Raw genomic sequence first — 19,836 nt, 5'->3', positions numbered from 1 at the left:
CACCACGTTCAATTCATCGGGAGGAAAAAGCTGGATCGTCAGAGCGTCTACGTCTGGATCGTACGACCAGTTTCGGAACCCGAGCAGCGGAACCTGTGCAGCCAGGTCGGGGTGACCGGCATCTGACAGCCCACGAGCGAGCTCCTGCGCCAGCTTCGGCGCGACGGCTGAAAGAAGCGTGTCTTCCATGCAATCTAGCGTTGGAGGTGACCGGCACGCATCGGCAGCGCGCCGCGAGGTGCATGATCACCCACGCGCTTCGCGGCGCGCTGCCGGTGCGTGTCCGTGTCGACCGACCTGTTAGACCGCATGACGCCACCACGCATCGGTCTTGTACCTCCCCGGAATGCCCTGATCCGAAGGATCGTCGAAGCCCTGAGCCTCCAGCTCTTCGAACCATCGCTCGCGCAAAGATGCCGGAAGCTTGGTGCCGCACCACGGACAGAAAGCGATGGCGATTGCGCTGGATCCGCCATCGTGGACGATGAGGCCGTACTCGTTGAACTTCGGCGAATAGGCCCACCAGGGCGTCGGGGCAGTCGAAAGGTGAGGCATGGTGCTCGCAGGTGAACTCCAATCGGCTGCGCATCGCGTCGCAACAGTGCTTATTCATGCGGTCTAACATAAAGGTGACCGGCACGTTGCGGCAAGGCGCCGCGAGGTGCAGGATATCCGACGACACCTCGCGGCGCCTTGCCGCAACGTGTCCGTGTCGACCGACAAGTTAGGCATCGCCCCGAGCGCCGCTTTCATCTGCGATAGCAGGCTTCACCTCGACGCCGTGCTCGTAGCGAAAGCGCCGAGATACTCTGTCGCCCCAGTTGACTGAAAACCATCCATGGCGGATGCCGTCTTTGAACGAACCCTCCCAGTCACCAACATCGAAAGTCACGCGTACCGTCCCGGTGTAGGGTCGTCCGTCTGGGTACGAAGCATGCTCAGCGAAAACGAAGTTTGGCGGGTACCTCAACTGCACGTAGCTGGGTTCGACGATGTCCATAGAGCTGCCTAACGTGAAGGTGACCCGCACCTGGCAGTAAGGCGCCGCGAGGTGCAGGATATCCAACCGCGCCTCGCGGCGCCTTGCTGCCAGGTGTCGGCGTCGACCGTTCTGTTAGATCTCACTTCCCCACCTTCGAAGTGGCCGCGGCCTTTGCTGAGGCAAGCAGGCCCTTCACTTCCGGCTCGCTCAGTGCAGACAGATCTGAATAGGCACGATCAGTGACGGAGCGAGCCCCTGTTCCTTCGCCTCCAAGGCTATAGCGGCCATTTTTTCGGAAGAAAGTGAAGTAGAACGGGGCCGCCGGACTACCAGGCGCCGAGACGAGAACAACGGTGGCATTGTCCGAGCAGGCGTATACCAGCCACGGCACCCCGCCGTACGAGCGATTCGCCGGCCCAATGCTGCAGTCCAGAGCCGCCTGGGACGACTGTGCCTGTGCGGCGAGCGCAAGGAAGCAGCACGCAGCAACGATCATGTACTTGGAGCTAAGCATAGGGCGCATGGTGAGATCTAACGCGAAGGTGACCGGCACGTAGCGGCAAGGCGCCGCGAGGTGCAGGATATCCACCGGCGCCTCGCGGCGCCTCGCCGCAACGTGTCCGAGTCGACCGTTCTGTTAGACCGCACTTCTGCCCCCTAGAGCGCCGACTCTCAAGACCCGTTGCCCTGATGTACCACGCCAAAACTGCAAGGGCAAACATCCAGTAGGTGAGGAAGCTTAGAACCAGTCCCGGCACGCGCCCAAGTCCCACTTTCGCTCCTATTACCATCGGGAACACGAGCACCAGCTCTTGCAGGCGCACTCGGACCGGTGACCACGTACCCGATGTCATCCAAGCCACTAACGCCAACGGCAGCAATGCCACAAGCGCTGATACGAGGAACACCACCACGAACTGCGCTCGGTTCACGTGAGGTCTAACGTCGGAGTTGACCGGCACGCAGCGGCATTGCGCCGCGAGACGTAAGCTCACCAGCACGGCTTGCGGCGCAATGCCGGTGCGTGTCCGTGTCGAACGACCTGTTAGGCCGCTTCTTCATTCGCTCTCTTTCACCGGCCAGCGTGCAGGCACGAACCCGTCATCTCGCAAGCCGAGTGAAGAGGATAACTGGGTCCGCAATTCCCGGGCACCTTCCGACTCGACCACTGGCGGAGCGAGATCCCAGAACGATCTAGGATTCCTTGTGAAATCGTAAGAAGCAATGTGCACACCGCGCTTGCCGGCGTGCTCCATCAGACAAACCCAGTTGTCGTGACTCTTGCTGATTGCGTAGTACGAGAGAACCGAGCCAAAGCGGTCTAACAGAAACTCTTTACGTCGCTTGGCAAGAAGAATGTTGCGCCACTCAATGATGATCCGCCGGCTGTCCGAGTCCAAATAGACCTGTCTCGAGCGCCCAGCGATAAACATCAGAGCTACCAGGGTCGTCCACCCCGCCAATGCCGCGAGTGCGGTCGCAACTGACACTACGGGCCACGCCACTGCGAGCATTCCGGCAGCAAAGAGGGCCGCAGCGCCAATTCCGATTACAGGAGTGGCGAGGCTACGCGGCTGTGACAACTGCACGAGACCCATGCGGCCTAACGTCGGAGTTGACCGGCACGCGCCGGCAGGGCGCCGCAAGGCCTACGATCACCCGCGGGCCTTGCGGCGCCCTGCCGGCGCGTGTCCGTGTCGAACGACCTGTTAGGGCGCATCTTGCACAGTCCTCTAGTGCTTCCGACGAAGCCACCCCATTCGCCAAGCTATTCCAAGGGAAATGGGTGAAGCCAACAAGAGCGAAAGGATCCCGCCCAAAAGGAGTGCTCGGCCCACAGTCTCCTGCTTATCGCGGAGGTCATAGTACCGCTTCAGGCTTGCGACGGACGGGTTTCTTCTGTCATAAGCGACTTCCAGGTTGGGTTGGGAGGTGTACCAACGAGCACCTTCTTGATCCGTGGAGGTACTCCTCGTTTCGTAGGTGACGCCGTTCACCTCGTACTTGAAGCGAACCTGGTAAGAGTCGCTCTTCTTTCCAACCTTGGTAACGCCATCCACTCTGGCCGGCGCGAAGCCCGGTGAGCTGGCGATTGACTGAAGGTTTTGCACACGCGCCTTCTCGTCCCATCCGAACAAGTAGAACATCCCGGAAAAGACGACGGCAAGGACTAGAAGGAATTTCATTTCTGGTGATGCAAGGGCTCGGGCTGTCGATGCGCTCTAACGTGAAGGTGACCGGCACGTTGCGGCAATGCGCCGCGAGGTGCAGGATATCCAAAGGCGCCTCGCGGCGCATTGCTGCAACGTGTCCGAGTCGACCGACCTGTTAGACCGCAGCTCACGGCCACGGGCAGGCACCGGCGCAGCCTTCCTCGAGGCAATTGCGACCCCGCTTCGATGCGAGAGGACATGCTTCATTCTTCTCCCCTTCGTTGGGCTTGGCGGCCGCAAGAGCCAGTGCCGCAGCGGCGCATTCTCGAAAACGACCGCGGAGCAACGCCAGGCCAGCCCTCAGACCGTGACGCGATATTGCACGGCGCCCAAACTCAGAGCAAGCGACGCGACCAGTGTGCGCCCGATACGCGCAACAGAAGCCTTTGTGCGGGGACACGTAGCGCTGGTACGTGCCGATCGCGGCGATAGCAGTTGCCCGAAACATGCGGTCTAACGTTGGAGGTGAGCCGCACACAACGGCAAGGCGCCGCGAGGCGTACGATCATCGACACGCTTCGCGGCGCCTTGCCGTTGTGTGTCGGTCTCGACCGACCTGTTATGTGGCATGCCAGCCGCACGCCACGCCGTTGATGGCGACGACAACGAATCCGGAACACTCTCGATTGGTCGCACGAATCTGCCCTTCTCCGATGTGGCTGGCGATAAACGAGGCCGCTTCCACTGTCGGAAGTTCACTTCCCAGCTTTCGGTGCACTTCCACCATGGTCTCGGCAGATCCAATGTACTCGGCCAAGAGCGCCGAGATCTCCGACACGCGCGGGCCATCGGTGTCCGCCACATTCTTCCAGGCTTTTCCCGCGACTTCCAAGGCTGGGAAGTGCTCGCGCATGAACTGGTGTACGCGACGGGAGTTCATGCCATATAACGTAAAGGTGACCGGCACGTTGCGGCAAGGCGCCGCGAGGTGCAGGATATCCAACGGCGCCTCGCGGCGGCTTGCCGCAACGTGTCCGAGTCGACCGGTCTGTTAGGACTCATAGGCTCAGAGTGAAAGGTCTGACTTGCGCAGGTACTCAGGCGTGAGTTCCTCGCTCGTTCGCTCTGAGCCGTCTGCCGCGGGCGGCAAGACAGAAATATCCAACACATAGCCCTCTTCGGGGTTCTTTGCCAGTTCGGAGAACCGCTCGCGCCAGCCCGCCGGCGCCTCGGCTAGCTTTGGCTCGGCTCTCCGAGTAACCAAGAACTTGCCGCAGTGAGGGCATTTGAAGTACTTCCGCTCTTCGTAGTCCACAAAGTAGAACACCGCGCCGGCGCCACAAAGAGGACAGTTCTGGGACAGCGTTGGTTTCACAGGCGCTCCTCGCGATGAGTTCTAACGTAGAAGTGACCGGCGGACAGTAGGCTGGCGAAAGCCAGCCGTTAGGACGTCCGCGTCGACTGCCATGTTAGACATCAGCGCGCTTCTTAGCTAGTCCAGTCACTGCGACATGTCGAAAGGCCGCGACGGCCAACGCAACTCCTGCGACGGCTTCGAACCAGATCGTCAGGTTCATAAGGAAGGTGTGCTCCGAGCACAAGGCCAACGTGTAGTGCGCCAGCCCAGCCAGACCCGAAGCGCCATAAGCGCCAAGGGCCACACCAGCGGCAACCCGCCACCCGCGCGCCAACATCAGCCCGCCCGCGATCGCGAAGGACGTGATCGCCGTCCAAGCGAGGTACACGTCCTCTCGGCTAAGCCAAGCGGGCATGTTCGGATACAGCGCGATGTACTCGGCGTTGTGCGAGAAGTGCGCCAGGCTGGCCAAGAAGTAGACAACTATCAGCCACCACAAATGGCTCGGAAGAAGGCCTGTGATCGGCACCGCGCTCATTCTGATGTCTAACGTCGGAGTTGACCGGCACGCACCGGCACGCACCGGCACGCACCGGCAAGGCGCCGCAAGACGCATGCTCTCGCGCACGGCTTGCGGCGCCTTGCCGGTGCATGTCCGCGTCGAACGACCTGTTAGATTGCATCGCGCTTCTCCTCCCACTCAAAGTAGCCGACAGGAAACAGCGTCGACAGGTCGAGTTCAGTCTCTGGGTCGAAGAAGTCTCTGGGAATGTTCTGAACAAGGCGGTACCTCAGCATATATCCATTCTTCCACCAGTTTTCACCGACTGGCGTCAGAGAATTGAGAAGGAGCAACGCCTGCTCGTGATTTGAGAGTTGCGCGCGAATGGTCTTCACGTACTGGTACTTATCGATCGACAGCTTCTGCTCGTCGACGTAGCGGATGGCCTGATACAAGTGCCGGTAATAGTGGCCCAACCGAGATTGATGTCCTTCAAACGGTACATAGGCAAGCTTCTTCTCTGCTTGAACTGTGTCCTTGGTATCGCTGCGCTCCATTTCTTCAGCAAAGGCATTTACAAAGCTTTCGTCGTACTCTGACAATGAGAGGCGCAGCATGCGCGAGGAATTCGGCCCGGTCCCGTAGAAGACACAGTAGTACGCTATGTGCGCTACTTGTTCGGGCGTTAGTTTCTGCTGCGTTGTCACGGCCGCCCGGCGCACCACTGCTGTGGCAGACCGGTACTCTCGAACGAGCACGACAAATAACTTCCGCCCGGTCACGCCCTGAACCTCCAATTCGGCGACGTTGTCGCGATGAAGACGTAGCAGCTCGAAGTACTTCCCCTCGAAGTTCAAGACTTGTGCCGACTTCCGTTGGCTTCTCAGAGTGGCGCTTAGCAGAACGACGCTAGCCAGGGCCAAGAACGTTCCCACATAACCACCCACGAAGTCGCCGAGCTGACCGGCGCTCGTCGGGTTGAGGGTATCCGTTGCGCGGAACGCTTTAGCGATGAAGACCAGGTTGATGGCTGCGAGCCCGAGAACTAGAACCAGGATCTCGACCCAGTACTCGCGCAGCCAACTTTGCTCGCGGTAGGGAAGTCCGAATTTCTCTTTGCGGTCGTGCGCCACTCGGCCTCCTGTGCAATCTAACGTAATGTCTCGAGCACACAGCGCCCGATAAGCACTGCGCTGCACGATAAAACTGTCGAGAAACCGCTCGTAGGTCCTCGCGGCTCTTGAAGAATTTCCAATTCGCTCCCCCACTCACGTTAACGCACCAGCCTCCGAACTGCGTCGCGGGCCTTTGCACGATAAAGGTGCCGGATATGACTTGTCCAGCCTACGTTGACTTGGCGCAACACCCCAATATTGCTGGTCCTGCGCGCACAACTGTTGTTTTGAACAGTATATTTCGCTGATGCAATCGAGCACGCCGCACGGAGGCCGTCCGCAGCCCCGCCTGCTGGACCAGGTGCGAGAACGCGCGCGCTATCTGCACTACAGCCTGAGCACCGAAAAAGCGTACCTGCATTGGGTTCGTTTCTTCATCCGCTGGCATGGCTTGAAGCATCCGGCAGACATGGGGGCCCGCGAAGTGGAAGCCTTCCTGTCGATGTTGGCCGCCGAGCGAAAGGTGTCCAGCTCCACCCACAACCAGGCGCTGAGCGCGCTGCTGTTTCTCTACCGGGAAGTGCTGGCCATCCAGTTGCCCTGGATGCAGGAGGTGCGGCGCCCCGCCTACTCGCGTCGCATCCCCGCTGTGTTGACGCGTGAAGAAGTGGCGCAGCTGCTGGCCGCGATGCCCACCGACATGGCGCTGGTGGCGCGGCTCTTGTACGGCACCGGCATGCGCCTGATGGAGGCACTGCGCCTGCGCGTGAAAGACGTGGATTTCGCCCGCCACGTCATCGTGGTGCGCGAAGCCAAGGGGAACAAGGACAGGGTCGTGATGCTTCCACGCAGTCTGTCGGTGACCTTGCACGCCCAGGTGCTGGCCGCCCGTCGGCAATGGGAGAGCGACCGCGGTGCCGGCCGCGGCGGCGTCGCGGTGCCGCACGCGCTGGAGGCGAAGTACCCGCACGTGGGCGCGAGCTGGGGCTGGTTCTGGATCTTCCCCTCGCCGTCCCTGGCCGTTGACCCGCGCACGGGGGTCGAGCGGCGACATCATTTGTACGAGGATCGTCTCAAGCGCGCCCTGCGCAAGGCTGTCGCCGCCGCCGGCCCGTGCGGCCGCGAGTGGTTAGGACGGCAGGCAGCTGGGGCCCAGTCCGGTCGGCCAGGACACCGAAAGCAAGCGGACCACTGTGCCGCGCCCCGCCAGCCCCGCCAACACGTCCGGCGCCTAGGCCTGGACGCGCCGCACTTCCATCACACCCTGCTGCGTCACCTGCTCGTACACGCCCGCGTTCGTGCTGGCCAGGTGCAGCAGGATGCGCGGGGCCTGCCACAGCACGCCGCGGTTCAGTACCACACCGGCCACCACCAGGGCGCCGCCCAGCCAGGTGCGGCCGGTCAGCGCCAGCGCGGCCCCCGCGCCGATGACGGGCATCACGATCACCAGCAGCATCAGTCGCTGCGCCACGAAGCGGCGCGCCAGCTTGGGGTTGACGATCACGCGGAAGCGGCCGGCCGGCAGCCCGGTGCGGAAGTCGTCGAAGGTGACATGCTCGGCCAGATTGGCGTCGTTCGGCTGGGGCATGGGTCCGGTCACTTGGCCGCCACGTCGGCGAAGGCTTCGGGCTCGGCGCTGCGTTGCAGCGCCCACATGTCCGCGTAGCGGCCGCCCCGGGCCAGCAGTTGCGGGTGGGTGCCGCGCTCGACGATGCGGCCGGCGTCCATCACCAGGATCTCGTGCGCATCGATCACCGTCGACAGCCGGTGCGCGATCAGCAGCGTGGTCTTGTTCTGCGCCGCGCTCCTGAGCTCGGCCTGGATCGCCCGTTCGTTGGCTGAATCCAGGGCCGAGGTCGCCTCGTCGAAGATCAGGATGGGCGGGTTCTTCAGCAGGGTGCGCGCAATGGCCACGCGCTGCTTCTCGCCGCCCGAGAGCTTCAGGCCGCGCTCGCCCACCATCGTCTGGTAGCCGCGCGGCGTCGAGGCGATGAAGCCGTGGATGCGCGCCGCGCGGGCGGCCTCCTCCACCTCGACGCGGCTGGCACCAGGCCGGCCGTACGCGATGTTGTATTCGACGGTGTCGTTGAACAGCACGGTGTCCTGCGGCACGATGCCGATCGCCTGCCGCACGCTGGCCTGCGCGACGTCGCGGATGTCCAGCCCGCCGATGGTGATGCGCCCCGCGTGGACGGCCGGCTCGCCCGGCACGCCCACGTCGTAGAAGCGGTACAGCAGGCGCGCGAGCGTCGACTTGCCCGAGCCGGAAGGCCCGACCACGGCCACGGTCCTGCCGGCGGGGATCTCGAAGCTCACGTCGCGCAGGATCACCCGCGAGGCCTCGTAGGCGAAGGTCACGTGCTCGAAGCGCACCGTCCAGTCCCTCACGGGCATTGCGGCGACGGGCGCCTCGGCCGCGGGCGCGGCTTCCGTGGGCCCGGGAACGGCGCGCCCCGGGATCGCCAGCACCGGCGCGCCCGGCTTGTCGGCGATCTCGCGCTCGCGCTCCATCAGCGTGAACATCTTGTCCAGATCGGTCAGGTTCTGCTTGATCTCGCGGTACAGCACGCCCAGGAAGTTGAGCGGGATGTACAGCTGGATCATGAACGCATTGACCATCACCAGGTCGCCCAGCGTCATGCGGCCGTCCACCACGCCGAGCGTGGCGCGCCACAACATGGCCACCAGGCCGACAGCGATGATCAGCTGCTGCCCGGTGTTGAGCATCGACAGCGTCGTCTGCGCCTTCAGCCGCGCCTTGCGCAGCCGCTCCAGGCTGTCGGCGTAGCGCCGTGCCTCGAAGTGCTCGTTGTTGAAGTACTTGACGGTCTCGTAATTGAGCAGCGAATCGATCGCGCGCGTGTGCGCGGCCGAGTCGTACTCGTTGGCCTCGCGGCGGAACTTGGTGCGCCACTCGGTCACCGTGACGGTGAAGGCGATGTAGACGGCCAGCGCGGCCAGCGTGATCCAGGCGAACCAGGCATCGAACTTCACCGCCAGGATGCCCAGCACCAGCCCCACCTCGACCAGGGTCGGGACGATGCTGTAGAGCGAGTACGAGATCAGCGACTCGATGCCGCGCACGCCGCGCTCGATGTCGCGCGTCATGCCGCCGGTCTGCCGCTCCAGGTGGAAGCGCAGCGACAGGGCATGCAGGTGCTCGAAGGTCTGCAGCGCGATGCTGCGCGCCGCGCCCTGTGTGGCCTTGGCGAACACCAGTTCCCGCAGTTCCGTGAAGAGCGACGTCGACAGCCGCAGCAGGCCGTAGGCCAGCAGCAGCCCGGTCGGCACGACCAGCACCGCGGTGGCCGCGCCCGGCTTGAAGCTCATGGCGTCCACCAGGTTCTTCAGCAGGATGGGCACGCCGACGTTGGCGACCTTGGCGGCCACCATGAACGCCAGGGCCGCGAGCACACGCCACTTGTAGTCCCACAGGTAGGGCAGCAGGCGCTTGAGCGTGGCCCAGTCGGCGCCGCGCTGCGCGGGCTGCGGGGCGGCGGTGTTGTGGGGGGCGTGGGAGGTGGGGGCGGCTTCGCCGGCTCGGCGCATCGGGGACAATCCAGGATCAGCGAGGAGAGATTGTGCCCATGTCGACGAGTTCAAGTTCCGGCCCCCTGGCCCCCCGGCAGCCGCCCAGCGACAAGGAGCTGGTGCTCAAGGTGATCCCGATGCCCGCCGACACCAACGGCAACGGCGACATCTTCGGCGGCTGGGTCATGGCGCAGGTCGACCTGGCCGGCTCGGTCATCCCGGCGCGCCACGTCAACGGCCGCATGGCCACGGTGGCCGTCAACCAGTTCGTGTTCAAGCAGCCGGTGCGGGTGGGCGACATCCTGTCGTTCTACGCGGTGGTCACGCGCATCGGCCGCACGTCCATCACGGTGCAGGTGGAGGTGTTCGCCGAGCGCTTCGGCGCGCAGGGCCAGTTCGTCAAGGTGACCGAAGCTTCGCTGACGTACGTCGCGATCGACGACCAGGGCAAGCCCCGCCCCATCCGCAACAACCCGACCGGCCAGGACACCTGAGGCACAGGGTCCGGCGGGCACCAGCGCCCCGGCGGACGCCGCCCGGCATCACGACAGGGGACCTGCCTACACGCACCGGATGCTAATCTCGCGCGCATGACCCAACCGCCCGATCCGCTGCGCTCCCCGGCGCTCGAACACAAGACCCTGCTGTGGCTGGTGGTCGGGTTCAGCGCCGCCTTCCTGCTGGTGCTGTGGCCGCTCGCCGGCGCCGTGCTCTGGGCGCTGTTCCTGGCACTGGTGTTCTGGCCGATGCACCTGCGCACGCGCCGCCTCGTGCGCCGTCCGTCGGTGGCGGCGCTGCTGACCGTCATGTCGATCGTGCTCATCGTGATCGTGCCGCTGTTCCTGGTCAGCGCTTCGGTGGTCGACCAGACCTCGGTGCTGGTGGAAAAGGTGCGTGGCGGCGAGATCCAGCCCACCGAATACCTGCAGCGGATGATGCACGCCCTGCCGCAGTGGGCCACCGGCATCCTGCAGCGCCTGGGCCTGGACGAACTGCCGGCCCTGCTGCAGCGCGCGAGCGAGGTGCTGCAGCGCAGCGGCCAGGCCATCACCACCGGGTTGCTGGGCATCGGCCAGTTCACGCTCGATTTCGTGGTGTCGTTCTTCATCATGCTGTACGTGCTGTTCTTCCTGCTGCGCGACGGCACCGCCCTGTCCAACACCATCGCCGACGCGGTGCCGCTGCAGCCGGCGCAGACGCGCAAGCTCCTCGGCCAGTTCGTCACGGTGGTGCGGGCCACGGTGAAGGGCAACGTGGTGGTGGCCGTGATCCAGGGCACGCTGGGCGGGTTGGCGTTCTGGGTGCTCGACGTGCCGGGGCCGGCGCTGTGGGGCGCCTTGATGGCGCTGCTGTCGCTGCTGCCGGCCGTGGGTGCGGCGCTGGTGTGGGGCCCGGTCGCGCTCTACAAGCTCTTCACCGGCGACCTGGTCGGCGGCATCGGCCTGACGGTGTGGGGCGTGCTGGTCATCGGGCTGGTCGACAACGTGCTGCGCCCGGTGCTGGTGGGCCGCGACACCCGCATGCCCGACTACCTGGTGCTGGTCGCCACGGTCGGCGGCATCAGCCTGTTCGGGCTGAACGGCTTCGTCATCGGCCCGGTGATCGCGGCCATGTTCCTGGTCTGCTGGAAGCTGCTGACCGAAGTCCGGCAGCAGCTGGGCCACAGCAGCCAGCGCGACTCAGCCGGCTGAGCCCCGGCGCAGCACCGCCAGCGCGGCCCGCAAGCCGTCCACCGGCATCTGCCCGGGCGCCGACGCCGCCTGCCCCACGGCAAAGGTCAGGGCCGAGCCGAATTCGCCACCGGCCAGCCGCGACACCGCCCCCAGCGCGCCCATCGACATCCCTGCCACCGCGATCGGCAGCTCCTCGCTGGCCTGCAGCGTGGCCTCCAGCAGGGCCAGCACGTCGCGCTTGCGGCGCGGCATCACCGCCACCTTGGCCAGGTCGGCGCCCAGCCGGTGGGCCAGGCGGAACCGCTCCAGCAGCTCGGCGGCCGGCGGCGTGCGGTCGAAGTCGTGGAACGAGAGCACCAGCCCCAGCCCCTGCGCGCGGCACGCGTCGCGGGCGGCTGCGATGTGCACGGGGTCGCTCGCCATCTCGATGTCCACCAGGTCGGCGGCACCGGCTGCGGCGACGGCGTGCACCAGCGCGAGCACCTGCGCCTCGTCCAGCGGGATCGGCTGGCCGCCCTCGCGCACCGAACGGCGGGTGAACAGCAGGGGCAGGCGGCCGGACAGGCGGCGCAGCTCGGCCGCAAGTGCCACGACCTCGGCCGTGCGGCCGATGCCGTCGAAGAAGTCGACCCGCCACTCCAGCAGGTCCGGGCCGCGGGCGCCGGCCGCGGCCGCTTCGGCACGCAGGGCGTCCGCCTGGCGCGCCACCAGCGGAATGCACACCGCGGGCATGGGCAGGGCACGACCGTGGACGTGCAGCGGGCGCATGGTCACGAGACGATGTAGGCCGCCGAGCCGGTGCTCAGCAACTTGCCGTCGGCGCCGAGGAACTCCATCCGCGTGGAGGCGACGCGCGAGCCCAGCCGCAGGACCTCGGCACGCAGCTCGAACTGCTCGCCCATGGCCGGGCGCAGGTAGTCCACGCGCAGGTCGATGGTGCCGAGCTTGGCGAAGCGCTGCAGCCGGTCGGCCGGCGGCTCGTCCAGGTGGCGCGCGCCGATCGCCGCCATGCACGCCAGCCCGCCCATCGCGTCCAGCCCGGCGGAGATGACGCCGCCGTGCAGCCGGTTGTAGGCGTAGTGGCCCACCAGCTGCGGCTTCATGGCGATGCGGCCGGACACGCCGTCGGGCCGCAGGCTGGCGATGGTCAGCCCGAGCACGCTGTTGAAGACGATGCGTTGCTCGAAGATGGCCTTCAGGCCCGCCACGAAGTCGGGCTCTAACTCGGTCAGGGCGGCCGGCGGGTTCTTGCTCATGCCGCCATTGTCCCGCAGACGGCGGCGCCCTCTTCCGACCGCCAGGCGCCCTGCCGGGCTGCCGGCTCGTTCATACTGGAACTGATCGCTGTGTGAAAGGAAGGACCGTGGCCAGGAAGACCTACAGCCAGATGCTGGCGGAGATCGAGCAGCTGAAGACGCAGGCGGAAGAGGTGCGTCGCAAGGAAGTGGAAGAGGTCATCGCACGGATCAAGTCCGCCATCGCCTTCTACGGGCTCACCGAAGAGGACCTGGGGTTCCGCAAGCGCGCCGAGAAGGCCGCACCGGCGCCGCCCGCGCCGGCCCCCGCCAAGAAGAAGAAGCGCAAGTCGCGCTACACCGAACGGCCGCTGGCGGGCCCCAAGAACTGATCAGGCATCCGCCGCGCGCTGCAGAAGCAGATCCTTCTCGCGCTGGTTGCCGGCCAGCGCGGCCGCCGCGAGGAACGCCTCGCGGGCCTCGTCCCGGCGGCCCAGCCTGGCCAGCAGGTCGCCGCGGACGCTCGGCAGCAGGTGGTAGCGCGCCAGCGCCTTGTCCTGCAACAGTCCCTCGACGATGGCGAGCCCGGCCGCAGGGCCCTCGGCCATGCCCACCGCCACGGCGCGATTGAGCTCCACCACCGGCGAGGGCGCCAGCGCTGCGAGCTCGCCGTACAGCGCGGCGATCCGCCACCACTCGGTCTCCGCTGGCGTCCGGGCCCGCGCGTGGCAGGCCGCGATGGCCGCCTGCAGCGTGTAGGGCCCGCGCCGGTCCCCCAGCGCTTCGGCCCGCTCCAGCGCCAGCAGGCCGCGGCGGATCAGCAACCGGTCCCAGCGCGAACGGTCCTGGTCGGGCAGCAGCACCGGCCGGCCCTGCGCGTCGGTGCGCGCCTTCATGCGCGAGGCCTGCAGTTCCATCAGCGCCGCCAGGCCGTGCACCTCGGCGTGCTGCGGCGCGATCTCCACCAGCATGCGCCCCAGGCGCAGGGCCTCGTCGGCGAGGGCAGGCCGCATCCAGTCCTCGCCCGCCGTCGCGGTGTAGCCCTCGTTGAACACCAGGTAGACCACCTCCAGCACCGAGGCCAGCCGCGCCTGCAGCTGCGCGCCGCGCGGTGCCTCGAAGGGTACGCCGGCGTCGCGCAGCTTCTGCTTGGCGCGCACGATGCGCTGCGCGATGGTCGGCTCGGGGACCAGGAAGGCGCGCGCGATCTCGTGGGTGCCCAGTCCACCCAGCAGCTTGAGCGTGAGCGCCACCCGGCCCTCGGTCGGAAGCACCGGGTGGCAGGCGGTGAACATCAGGCGCAGCAGGTCGTCGCCGATCTCGTCCTGGCGCGCGGCGTCGAGTGCATCGGTGAAATCGGGCACGGTCAGGGCCTCCTGCGCCTCGAGGTCGTGGCCGATCTCCTCGTGCTTGCGCGCCTGCATCTGCAGCCGCCGCAGGTGGTCCAGCGCGCGGTTCTTCGCGGTCGCCATGAGCCACGCGCCCGGCTTGTCCGGCAGCCCGTCGACCGGCCAGCGCTCCAGGGCGGCGACCAGCGCCTCCTGGGCCAGCTCCTCGGCGACCGCGACGTCGCGCACCATGCGCGCGACGGTGGCCACCACCTTGGCGGCATCGATGCGCCAGACGGCCGCGATGGCCTGGTGCGTGGCCGCGTGCATCGTGCGCTTCGCCTCAGGCCTGCGGGGCGGCGGCCGCCGGGTCCATCCACATCAGCTCCCAGATGTGGCCGTCCAGGTCTTCCAGGCTGCGCCCATACATGAAGCCGTGGTCCTGCGGCGCGCGCGGCTCCTTGCCGCCGGCGCCGACGCCGCGGGCGACCAGATCGTCGACCTCGGCGCGGCTCTCGCACGAGAGGCACACCAGCACCTCGATGCTCCTGGTCGCGTCGGCCACGGGCTTGTGGGTGAAGGTCTGGAAGAACGGCTCGACCAGCAGCATCGCGTAGATGTCCTCGGTGATCACCATGCAGGCACCCTGCTCGTTGGTGAACTGCGGGTTGAACGAGAAGCCGAGCGCCTCGAAGAAGGCGCGCGAGCGCGCCATGTCGCGGATCGGGAGATTGACGAAGATCTTGCGTGCCATGTTCCGGGTTCCTGAAGGTGGGGTGGGAGTGGTGTCGTGGGCCGGCCCTGGGCGTCACAGTGTGCCCAATTGCCGGAAGCGGTCGGGGGCGGCGAGGCCACGGTCGTCGAGATCGTCCAGTTCGTACAGCGGCCGCACCTCGATCTCGGCGGCCCGTCCTTCGCCCATCGGGTTGGGGAAGCGGCGCGCCCATTCCATGGCTTCTTCGCGGCTGCGCACCTGGATGAGGGTGTAGCCGGCGATCAGCTCCTTGCTGTCGGCGCAGGGGCCGTCCACGACCTGCTGGCCGCCGCCGCTCCAGCGCACGCGCCAGCCCCTGGCCGAGGGCTGCAGTCCGGCGGTATCGAGCAGCGCGCCGGCCCGGGCGAGCTCCTCGTGGAACGCCGCCATCTGCGCCATCAGCGTGTCCATGTTCGGGGGACAGCGGCCGGCTTCCGTGTCCGCATTGGCGCGGACCATGAGCATGAAGCGCATCGGATCCTCCTCACCGGGCACCCATGGGCAGGGGCTGCAGCATGCTGGAGCGGTTGCCCTCGGTGTCCAGGAACGCCACGTAGGCGCCGACGCCGGGGATGTCCATCGGCTCGCCCAGCACCTGGCCGCCGGCGGCGCCCACGCGTTGCATGGCAGCGCGGATGTCCTCCACCGCGATCACGATGCCCGGATGCTGCTCGGGCATCGACGGCGTGCGGGTGAAGAAGCCGCCGTTGATCGCGCCGCGCGGCCCGTCGGGGCGCGCGTCGGTCTCGGCGGTGGTCACCACCACGTAGTGGCCCATCTCGGGGCCGAGCATCTGGGTGTTCCAGCCGAACGCCTGGCGGAAGAAGCGGCTGATGCGTTCGCGGTCGTCGCAGGGCAGTTCGAAGTGGATGACGGCGTCCATGGTGGTCTCCTTGGCGATCGGGTCACATGAAGGCCCGCTGCGGGCCGGCGAGGTCGAGCTTCTTCATGCCCATGAGGGCGTCCATCACGCGTTGGCGGCGGGCGGCGTCGGGGTGCTGCAGCATGTCGAACAGCTGCTCCGGGCCGATCTGCGACGACAGGCCGAAGCGGTCCTGCAGCCAGCCGCACTGCTCGGCCTCGCGCTGCGGCGCGCCGGCCGAGTGGTGCGTGCTCGCGGTGGTGCGGGCGTCGGGGAAGACACTGACGTCCTGCCGGGCCGCTTCCTCGGCCTGGTTGTCGAACCAGAGGCAGGTGCTGGTCTGGGGCATGGCGGGTCCTTTCGTCTGCGGCCGGTGCGGCCGTCTGGAGCACGACGAAGAAGCAGACCGGGAATCGACAACGGCGAACGCCCGGGAAAACCCGGCCTCGCGGCCGCGCGCGTCCGCCGCCGGCGCCCTGCCTCGGCGCCGCTGGACGCGCGGACTAGGTGAAACAGGGCCCCAGCGACCGGACCTCGACGGTGGCCCAGGCCGCCGCCGGGCACTCCAGCGCCAGCGCGACCGCTTCGTCGCGGGTGGGGACATCCACGACGAAGAAGCCGCCGACCATTTCCTTGGCCTCCGCGAAGGGACCGTCGACGACCCGGGGGTCGCTGGCGCGCACCTGGACCCGCGCCGACTCCGGGCCGGCCGAACTGAGCGACTCGACCGCCTGCAGCACGCCTCGACGCTTGAGGTCGGCGGCATAGCGCAGCATCCGGTCGTAGACCTCGCGTCCTTGCGCTTCGCTGCGCGTGGCGCGCTGGCCGGGCTCCTCGAGGATCAGCAGCATGTAGGGCATGGCCGGATGATAGGCGGCGGCCGCGCAGATGGCACCTGCCGTCGGGCAGCCTGGGGAACCGGGTGTCCGTCCTGCCCAGGCCGGGCGCATGCTCAGGGACAGGTCGGCTGCGTGATCGGCAGCAGCGAGGCCAGCCGGCGGTCGGGTTCGGCAAGGCGCCGGCTCAGCTGCGGGGCGTCCTTGCCGAGCGGCCGTGCCAGCGCGTCGTCCAGTTCACTCACGCGCAGGCACAGCGCCTGCACCTGGTGGGCCTGCGTCATCCGCGCCGACAGGGCGCCGGCGTTGGCACGCGCGCGTTGCTGCTCCGACGGGTCGCGGTGGAAGGCGGAGGCCATCACGAACGCCGCCAGCGCGACCGGTGCGTCCTTGTCCACGCCGAGGCCGTCGCGGTACAGCACGCCCAGGCCGTTCAGCCCCGCGAGGTCGCCCATCGCATAGGCCTTGTGGAACCAGCGATACGCCTGCGCCGGGTCGCGCGGCAGGAAGTCGCCCCGGAAATAGAGCCCGCCCAGCGTCTGGGCGGCGCGTGCATCGCCGCGCTCGACCATCGAGGCATACGCCTTGACCGCGCCGGCCACATCGCCCGCCTCCCGGGCCTTGTCGGCGGCGTCGAGGCTGGCGGCCAGGCCGAAGCCGGCGCTGGGCACCTGGACCTCGAACGTGCGCAGGCGCTCTTCCGGCAGCTGGAAGCCCGGTTCGGCCCGGATGCGACCCAGCGTCTGTGCGAACTCGGCGAACTGCTCGAACCCGGGCTGTCGCGCCAGCGCGGCGATGTCGAGCGCGGGAGAGTCGTAGCGGCGCAGCGCGGCCGCGCAGCTGGCTGCATCGGGCAGCGCCCGGTGGAACATCGTGCGCAGGCTCTCCAGCATGCCGCGCGTGGACGCCTGCACCAGCGACGCGGCGACGGTGCGATGCACCCGGGCGTCGGCCGCCTGCAGGTGCTTCAGGTAGCGCTGCAGCCAGGCGTTGGAGGTGTCCAGTGCCTCGCGGTTGCGCACCCACCAGCGCTGGGCGACGGCGTCGGCGCCCTGCTCGCCTGGCGCGAACGGCCGGCATTCGTGGCGCACGACCGACAGCGCCATCGCCTGCGGAAGCACGAAGCCGACGGCCGCATTGCGCTGCTCGATGTCCGCTTGCGACAGGCCCTCGAGTGTCTGGGCGAAGGCTGGCAGGGCCGCCAGCAGCATGCCGGCAGCCAGCAGGCGGGTGGGACGGGACAGGCAGGAGATCATGGCGCGGGCAGGTGGATGGGCGAGCCGCGATCATTCCATGCGCCGCACGCCGCTCCAACCGGAACGTTGTCCGGCCGCATCAGCCCCCGGCAGGGACGGCCTGTGCACCGGCCGCTGGCAGCGGCACCCGCGCTGCCCCGGGGTGCCCCGCGGTGCACGATCAGAGCTTGGAGAAATCGGGCTTGCGCTTGTCCATGAAGGCGCCGAACGCCTCGCGCGCCGCCGGTTCGCGCAGCATGCGGCCGAAGCTCTCGGCTTCGTGGTCCATCTGCTGGTGCACCAGATCGCGCTGGCCCTTCTTCATCAGCCGCTTGGTCTCCACCAGCGAGGTGGTCGGCTTGGCGGCGAGCTTGCGCGCCTGCGCATTCGCATAGGCGTTGGCCTCGGTCGGCGGCAGGACCCGGTTGACCAGCCCGGCCTCGAGTGCGGCCTCCGCCATGAACGGCTCGCCCAGCAGCAACGCCTCGGCCGCGCGGTGGTAGCCGAACATCTGCGGCACCAGCAGGCTGGAGGCGGCTTCGGGACACAGCCCGAGGTTCACGAACGGCATCGAGAACGCCGCGTTGTCGCCCGCGTACACCAGGTCGCAGTGGAACAGCAGCGTGGTGCCCACGCCCACCGCCGGCCCGCACACCGCGGCCAGCAGCGGCTTGGGGAAATCGGCCATGCCGTGCAGGAACCGGAACACCGGCGCCTGCGGGCCCGAGGCCGGCGGCGCGTTGAGGAAATCGCCGATGTCGTTGCCGGCCGAGAAGATGGTCTCGTGGCCCTGGAGGACCACCACGCGCACCGCCGCATCGTCGCGGGCCTGCTCCAGCGCGTCGGCCATCGCGCCGTACATCGCGGACGTGATCGAGTTCTTGCGCTCCAGGCGGTTGAGCGTGACGGTCATCACGCCGGCTTCGGTATGGGTCAGGATGTCTTGTGTCATTGCAGTGCTTCCTTCACGTGATCGAGGCGGTCCTGGCCCCAGAACATCTGGTCGCCGACGAAGAAGGTGGGCGCGCCGAACACCCCGCGGCCGACCGCCTCCTGGGTGACGGCCTTGAGGCGCTCCTTGACCTCTGGCTCCTGCGTCAGGGCCAGGAGTTCCCGGGGTTCGAAGCCCGCGCCCGCCAGCACGGCCCCCACCTCGGCCGCGTCGTTCAGGTTGCGGCCCTCGACCCAGATGGCCTGCAGCACGGCGTCCCCGTAGGCCCGCAGCCGCTGCGGCTGCCGCAACTGCACGCCGAGGGCGCCGCGCATCAGGGTGAGCGTGTTGATGGGGAAATGCGGGTTCTGCCGGTACTCCACGCCGTAGCGGTGGGCGAAGCGGGCCAGGTCGTCCTTCATGTAGCGGCTCTTGGCCGGCACCTCCATCGGCGAGCGGTTGCCGGTGGCCTGGAACACGCCGCCCAGCAGCATCGGCCGGTAGTCCACCGTGGCGCCGGTCTCGGCCGACAGGCGCGGCATCTGCGTCCAGGCCAGGTAGGCGGCAGGGCTGCCGACGTCGAACCAGAACTCGAGGGTCTTGGGCATCAGAACTTCTCCATCCAGGGCCGCAGGTCCAGCTCGTGCGTCCAGGCGTCGCGCGGCTGGTCGTGCAGCATCCAGTACTGGTCGGCGATGTGGTCGGGGTCGAGGATCCCGTCCTGGTCCTTCAGCGCGTAGCGCTCGGGGAAATTGTCGCGGATGAAGGCGGTGTCGATCGCGCCGTCGACGACGACGTGGGCCACGTGCAGACCCTGCGGACCGAGCTCGCGCGCCATGCTCTGGGCCAGCGCCCGCAGGGCATGCTTGGCTCCCGCGAAGGCGGCGAAGTGGGCGCTGCCGCGCAGCGATGCGGTGGCACCGGTGAACAGGATGGTGCCGCGCCCGCGCGGCACCATGCGCCGGGCGACCTCGCGCGCGCACAGGAAGCCGGCGAAGCACGCCATCTCCCAGATCTTGAAGTACTTCTTGGCCGACTCGTCCAGGATGCTGCTGGGCACGTTGGCGCCGATGTTGAACACCAGCACCTCGATCGGCCCGATGCCGGTCTCGATCTGCTCGACCATCGCCACCACGTCCTCCTCCTTGCGGGCATCGCTCGCGAAGGCCTGCGCGCGGAACCCCTGGGACCGGATCTGGTCGACCAGCGGCTGCAGCTTGTCGGCACTGCGGCGGTTGACGCACGCGGTGTAGCCACCCCGCGCGAAACGCCGCGCGATGGCACCGCCGGTCGCATCACCGGCCCCGACGACGAGGGCGACCTGTTCGATCACGCGGTCCTT

The 19,836-nt window shown here is 67.4% G+C and carries 25 protein-coding genes; 4 read left to right on the top strand and 21 right to left on the bottom strand.

All coding sequences use genetic code 11. The annotated features are described in order from the left end of the window. Positions 1-300: 300 nt before the first annotated feature. From VFE82_RS03505 to VFE82_RS03475, 8 genes are all read right to left on the bottom strand, one after another. On the bottom strand, positions 301-555 hold the full coding sequence (locus VFE82_RS03505; RefSeq protein ID WP_324998854.1) for a DUF6980 family protein: 255 nt from the start codon (positions 553-555) through the stop codon (positions 301-303). Positions 556-1,121: 566 nt separating this feature from the next. Continuing rightward, the gene (locus tag VFE82_RS03500; protein WP_324998852.1) at positions 1,122-1,571 is read right to left on the bottom strand and encodes a hypothetical protein; all 450 of its coding nucleotides are present in this window, start codon (positions 1,569-1,571) and stop codon (positions 1,122-1,124) included. A 469-nt stretch (positions 1,572-2,040) separates the two neighbouring features. Continuing rightward, positions 2,041-2,580 (bottom strand): hypothetical protein, encoded by a 540-nt coding sequence (locus tag VFE82_RS03495; protein WP_324998851.1) that lies wholly within the window; start codon positions 2,578-2,580, stop codon positions 2,041-2,043. A gap of 742 nt (positions 2,581-3,322) precedes the next feature. Next, on the bottom strand, positions 3,323-3,643 hold the full coding sequence (yidD, locus tag VFE82_RS20015; RefSeq protein ID WP_414708718.1) for a membrane protein insertion efficiency factor YidD: 321 nt from the start codon (positions 3,641-3,643) through the stop codon (positions 3,323-3,325). A gap of 111 nt (positions 3,644-3,754) precedes the next feature. Further along, on the bottom strand, positions 3,755-4,138 hold the full coding sequence (locus VFE82_RS03490; RefSeq protein WP_324998850.1) for a hypothetical protein: 384 nt from the start codon (positions 4,136-4,138) through the stop codon (positions 3,755-3,757). A gap of 63 nt (positions 4,139-4,201) precedes the next feature. Continuing rightward, positions 4,202-4,510, bottom strand: coding sequence for a hypothetical protein (locus tag VFE82_RS03485; protein WP_324998849.1), 309 nt, complete (start codon positions 4,508-4,510; stop codon positions 4,202-4,204). A 94-nt stretch (positions 4,511-4,604) separates the two neighbouring features. Next, positions 4,605-5,030, bottom strand: coding sequence for a hypothetical protein (locus tag VFE82_RS03480; protein ID WP_324998848.1), 426 nt, complete (start codon positions 5,028-5,030; stop codon positions 4,605-4,607). A gap of 134 nt (positions 5,031-5,164) precedes the next feature. Continuing rightward, positions 5,165-6,127: a putative phage abortive infection protein gene (locus VFE82_RS03475; protein ID WP_324998847.1), complete on the bottom strand. Its 963-nt coding sequence runs from the start codon at positions 6,125-6,127 to the stop codon at positions 5,165-5,167. A 289-nt stretch (positions 6,128-6,416) separates the two neighbouring features. Here VFE82_RS03475 and VFE82_RS03470 point away from each other — a divergent pair, with 289 nt between their 5' ends. Further along, positions 6,417-7,775, top strand: coding sequence for an integron integrase (locus VFE82_RS03470; protein WP_324998846.1), 1,359 nt, complete (start codon positions 6,417-6,419; stop codon positions 7,773-7,775). Here VFE82_RS03470 and VFE82_RS03465 read toward each other — a convergent pair. Then, positions 7,706-9,658, bottom strand: a complete 1,953-nt coding sequence (locus VFE82_RS03465; protein ID WP_324998845.1) for an ABC transporter ATP-binding protein/permease — start codon at positions 9,656-9,658, stop codon at positions 7,706-7,708. The two genes, VFE82_RS03470 and VFE82_RS03465, sit on opposite strands and share 70 nt — an antisense overlap. Positions 9,659-9,696: 38 nt before the next feature. Here VFE82_RS03465 and VFE82_RS03460 point away from each other — a divergent pair, with 38 nt between their 5' ends. Both VFE82_RS03460 and VFE82_RS03455 read left to right on the top strand, forming a co-directional pair. After that, positions 9,697-10,134, top strand: coding sequence for an acyl-CoA thioesterase (locus VFE82_RS03460; RefSeq protein ID WP_324998844.1), 438 nt, complete (start codon positions 9,697-9,699; stop codon positions 10,132-10,134). A gap of 96 nt (positions 10,135-10,230) precedes the next feature. Then, positions 10,231-11,331, top strand: coding sequence for an AI-2E family transporter (locus VFE82_RS03455; RefSeq protein ID WP_324998843.1), 1,101 nt, complete (start codon positions 10,231-10,233; stop codon positions 11,329-11,331). On the opposite strand, the gene aroD is transcribed toward VFE82_RS03455, so the two are convergent. Further along, positions 11,320-12,081, bottom strand: a complete 762-nt coding sequence (aroD, locus tag VFE82_RS03450; protein WP_324998842.1) for a type I 3-dehydroquinate dehydratase — start codon at positions 12,079-12,081, stop codon at positions 11,320-11,322. The genes VFE82_RS03455 and aroD overlap by 12 nt on opposite strands. Positions 12,082-12,083: 2 nt before the next feature. Beyond that, a complete protein-coding gene (locus tag VFE82_RS03445; RefSeq protein ID WP_324998841.1) occupies positions 12,084-12,569 on the bottom strand; it encodes a thioesterase family protein in 486 nt (161 codons plus the stop codon). A gap of 107 nt (positions 12,570-12,676) precedes the next feature. Here VFE82_RS03445 and VFE82_RS03440 point away from each other — a divergent pair, with 107 nt between their 5' ends. Next, a complete protein-coding gene (locus VFE82_RS03440; protein ID WP_324998840.1) occupies positions 12,677-12,940 on the top strand; it encodes an H-NS family nucleoid-associated regulatory protein in 264 nt (87 codons plus the stop codon). Here VFE82_RS03440 and VFE82_RS03435 read toward each other — a convergent pair whose 3' ends face one another. From VFE82_RS03435 to VFE82_RS03390, 10 genes are all read right to left on the bottom strand, one after another. Next, positions 12,941-14,206, bottom strand: a complete 1,266-nt coding sequence (locus tag VFE82_RS03435) for an RNA polymerase sigma factor (protein ID WP_324998839.1) — start codon at positions 14,204-14,206, stop codon at positions 12,941-12,943. It abuts the gene before it with no gap. Positions 14,207-14,219: 13 nt separating this feature from the next. Continuing rightward, entirely contained in the window at positions 14,220-14,630 is a 411-nt protein-coding gene (locus VFE82_RS03430) for a VOC family protein (protein ID WP_324998838.1), read from the bottom strand. 54 nt (positions 14,631-14,684) lie between these two features. Next, complete coding sequence (locus tag VFE82_RS03425) at positions 14,685-15,104, bottom strand: YciI family protein (protein ID WP_324998837.1); 420 nt, start codon at positions 15,102-15,104, stop codon at positions 14,685-14,687. A gap of 10 nt (positions 15,105-15,114) precedes the next feature. Next, positions 15,115-15,513 (bottom strand): VOC family protein, encoded by a 399-nt coding sequence (locus VFE82_RS03420; protein WP_324998836.1) that lies wholly within the window; start codon positions 15,511-15,513, stop codon positions 15,115-15,117. Between the two features lie 22 nt (positions 15,514-15,535). Continuing rightward, positions 15,536-15,841 carry a VOC family protein gene (locus tag VFE82_RS03415; RefSeq protein WP_324998835.1) on the bottom strand — a complete coding sequence of 102 codons (306 nt, stop codon included), beginning with the start codon at positions 15,839-15,841 and terminating at the stop codon, positions 15,536-15,538. Between the two features lie 154 nt (positions 15,842-15,995). After that, entirely contained in the window at positions 15,996-16,352 is a 357-nt protein-coding gene (locus VFE82_RS03410; RefSeq protein WP_324998834.1) for a YciI family protein, read from the bottom strand. A 92-nt stretch (positions 16,353-16,444) separates the two neighbouring features. Further along, positions 16,445-17,584, bottom strand: a complete 1,140-nt coding sequence (locus tag VFE82_RS03405; RefSeq protein ID WP_324998833.1) for a hypothetical protein — start codon at positions 17,582-17,584, stop codon at positions 16,445-16,447. Between the two features lie 160 nt (positions 17,585-17,744). Continuing rightward, the gene (locus VFE82_RS03400) at positions 17,745-18,515 is read right to left on the bottom strand and encodes an enoyl-CoA hydratase (protein ID WP_324998832.1); all 771 of its coding nucleotides are present in this window, start codon (positions 18,513-18,515) and stop codon (positions 17,745-17,747) included. Continuing rightward, a complete protein-coding gene (locus VFE82_RS03395) occupies positions 18,512-19,102 on the bottom strand; it encodes a 2-hydroxychromene-2-carboxylate isomerase (protein WP_324998831.1) in 591 nt (196 codons plus the stop codon). Before VFE82_RS03395 ends, VFE82_RS03400 begins: the two co-directional genes overlap by 4 nt. Further along, complete coding sequence (locus tag VFE82_RS03390) at positions 19,102-19,824, bottom strand: SDR family oxidoreductase (protein ID WP_324999895.1); 723 nt, start codon at positions 19,822-19,824, stop codon at positions 19,102-19,104. Before VFE82_RS03390 ends, VFE82_RS03395 begins: the two co-directional genes overlap by 1 nt. Positions 19,825-19,836: the final 12 nt, after the last annotated feature.

Source organism: Ramlibacter sp. (assembly GCF_035655895.1).
GTDB lineage: Bacteria > Pseudomonadota > Gammaproteobacteria > Burkholderiales > Burkholderiaceae_C > Ramlibacter.
The sequence above is the reverse complement of the archived record's forward strand: the minus strand, read 5'-3'. Positions and strand labels throughout refer to the sequence as shown.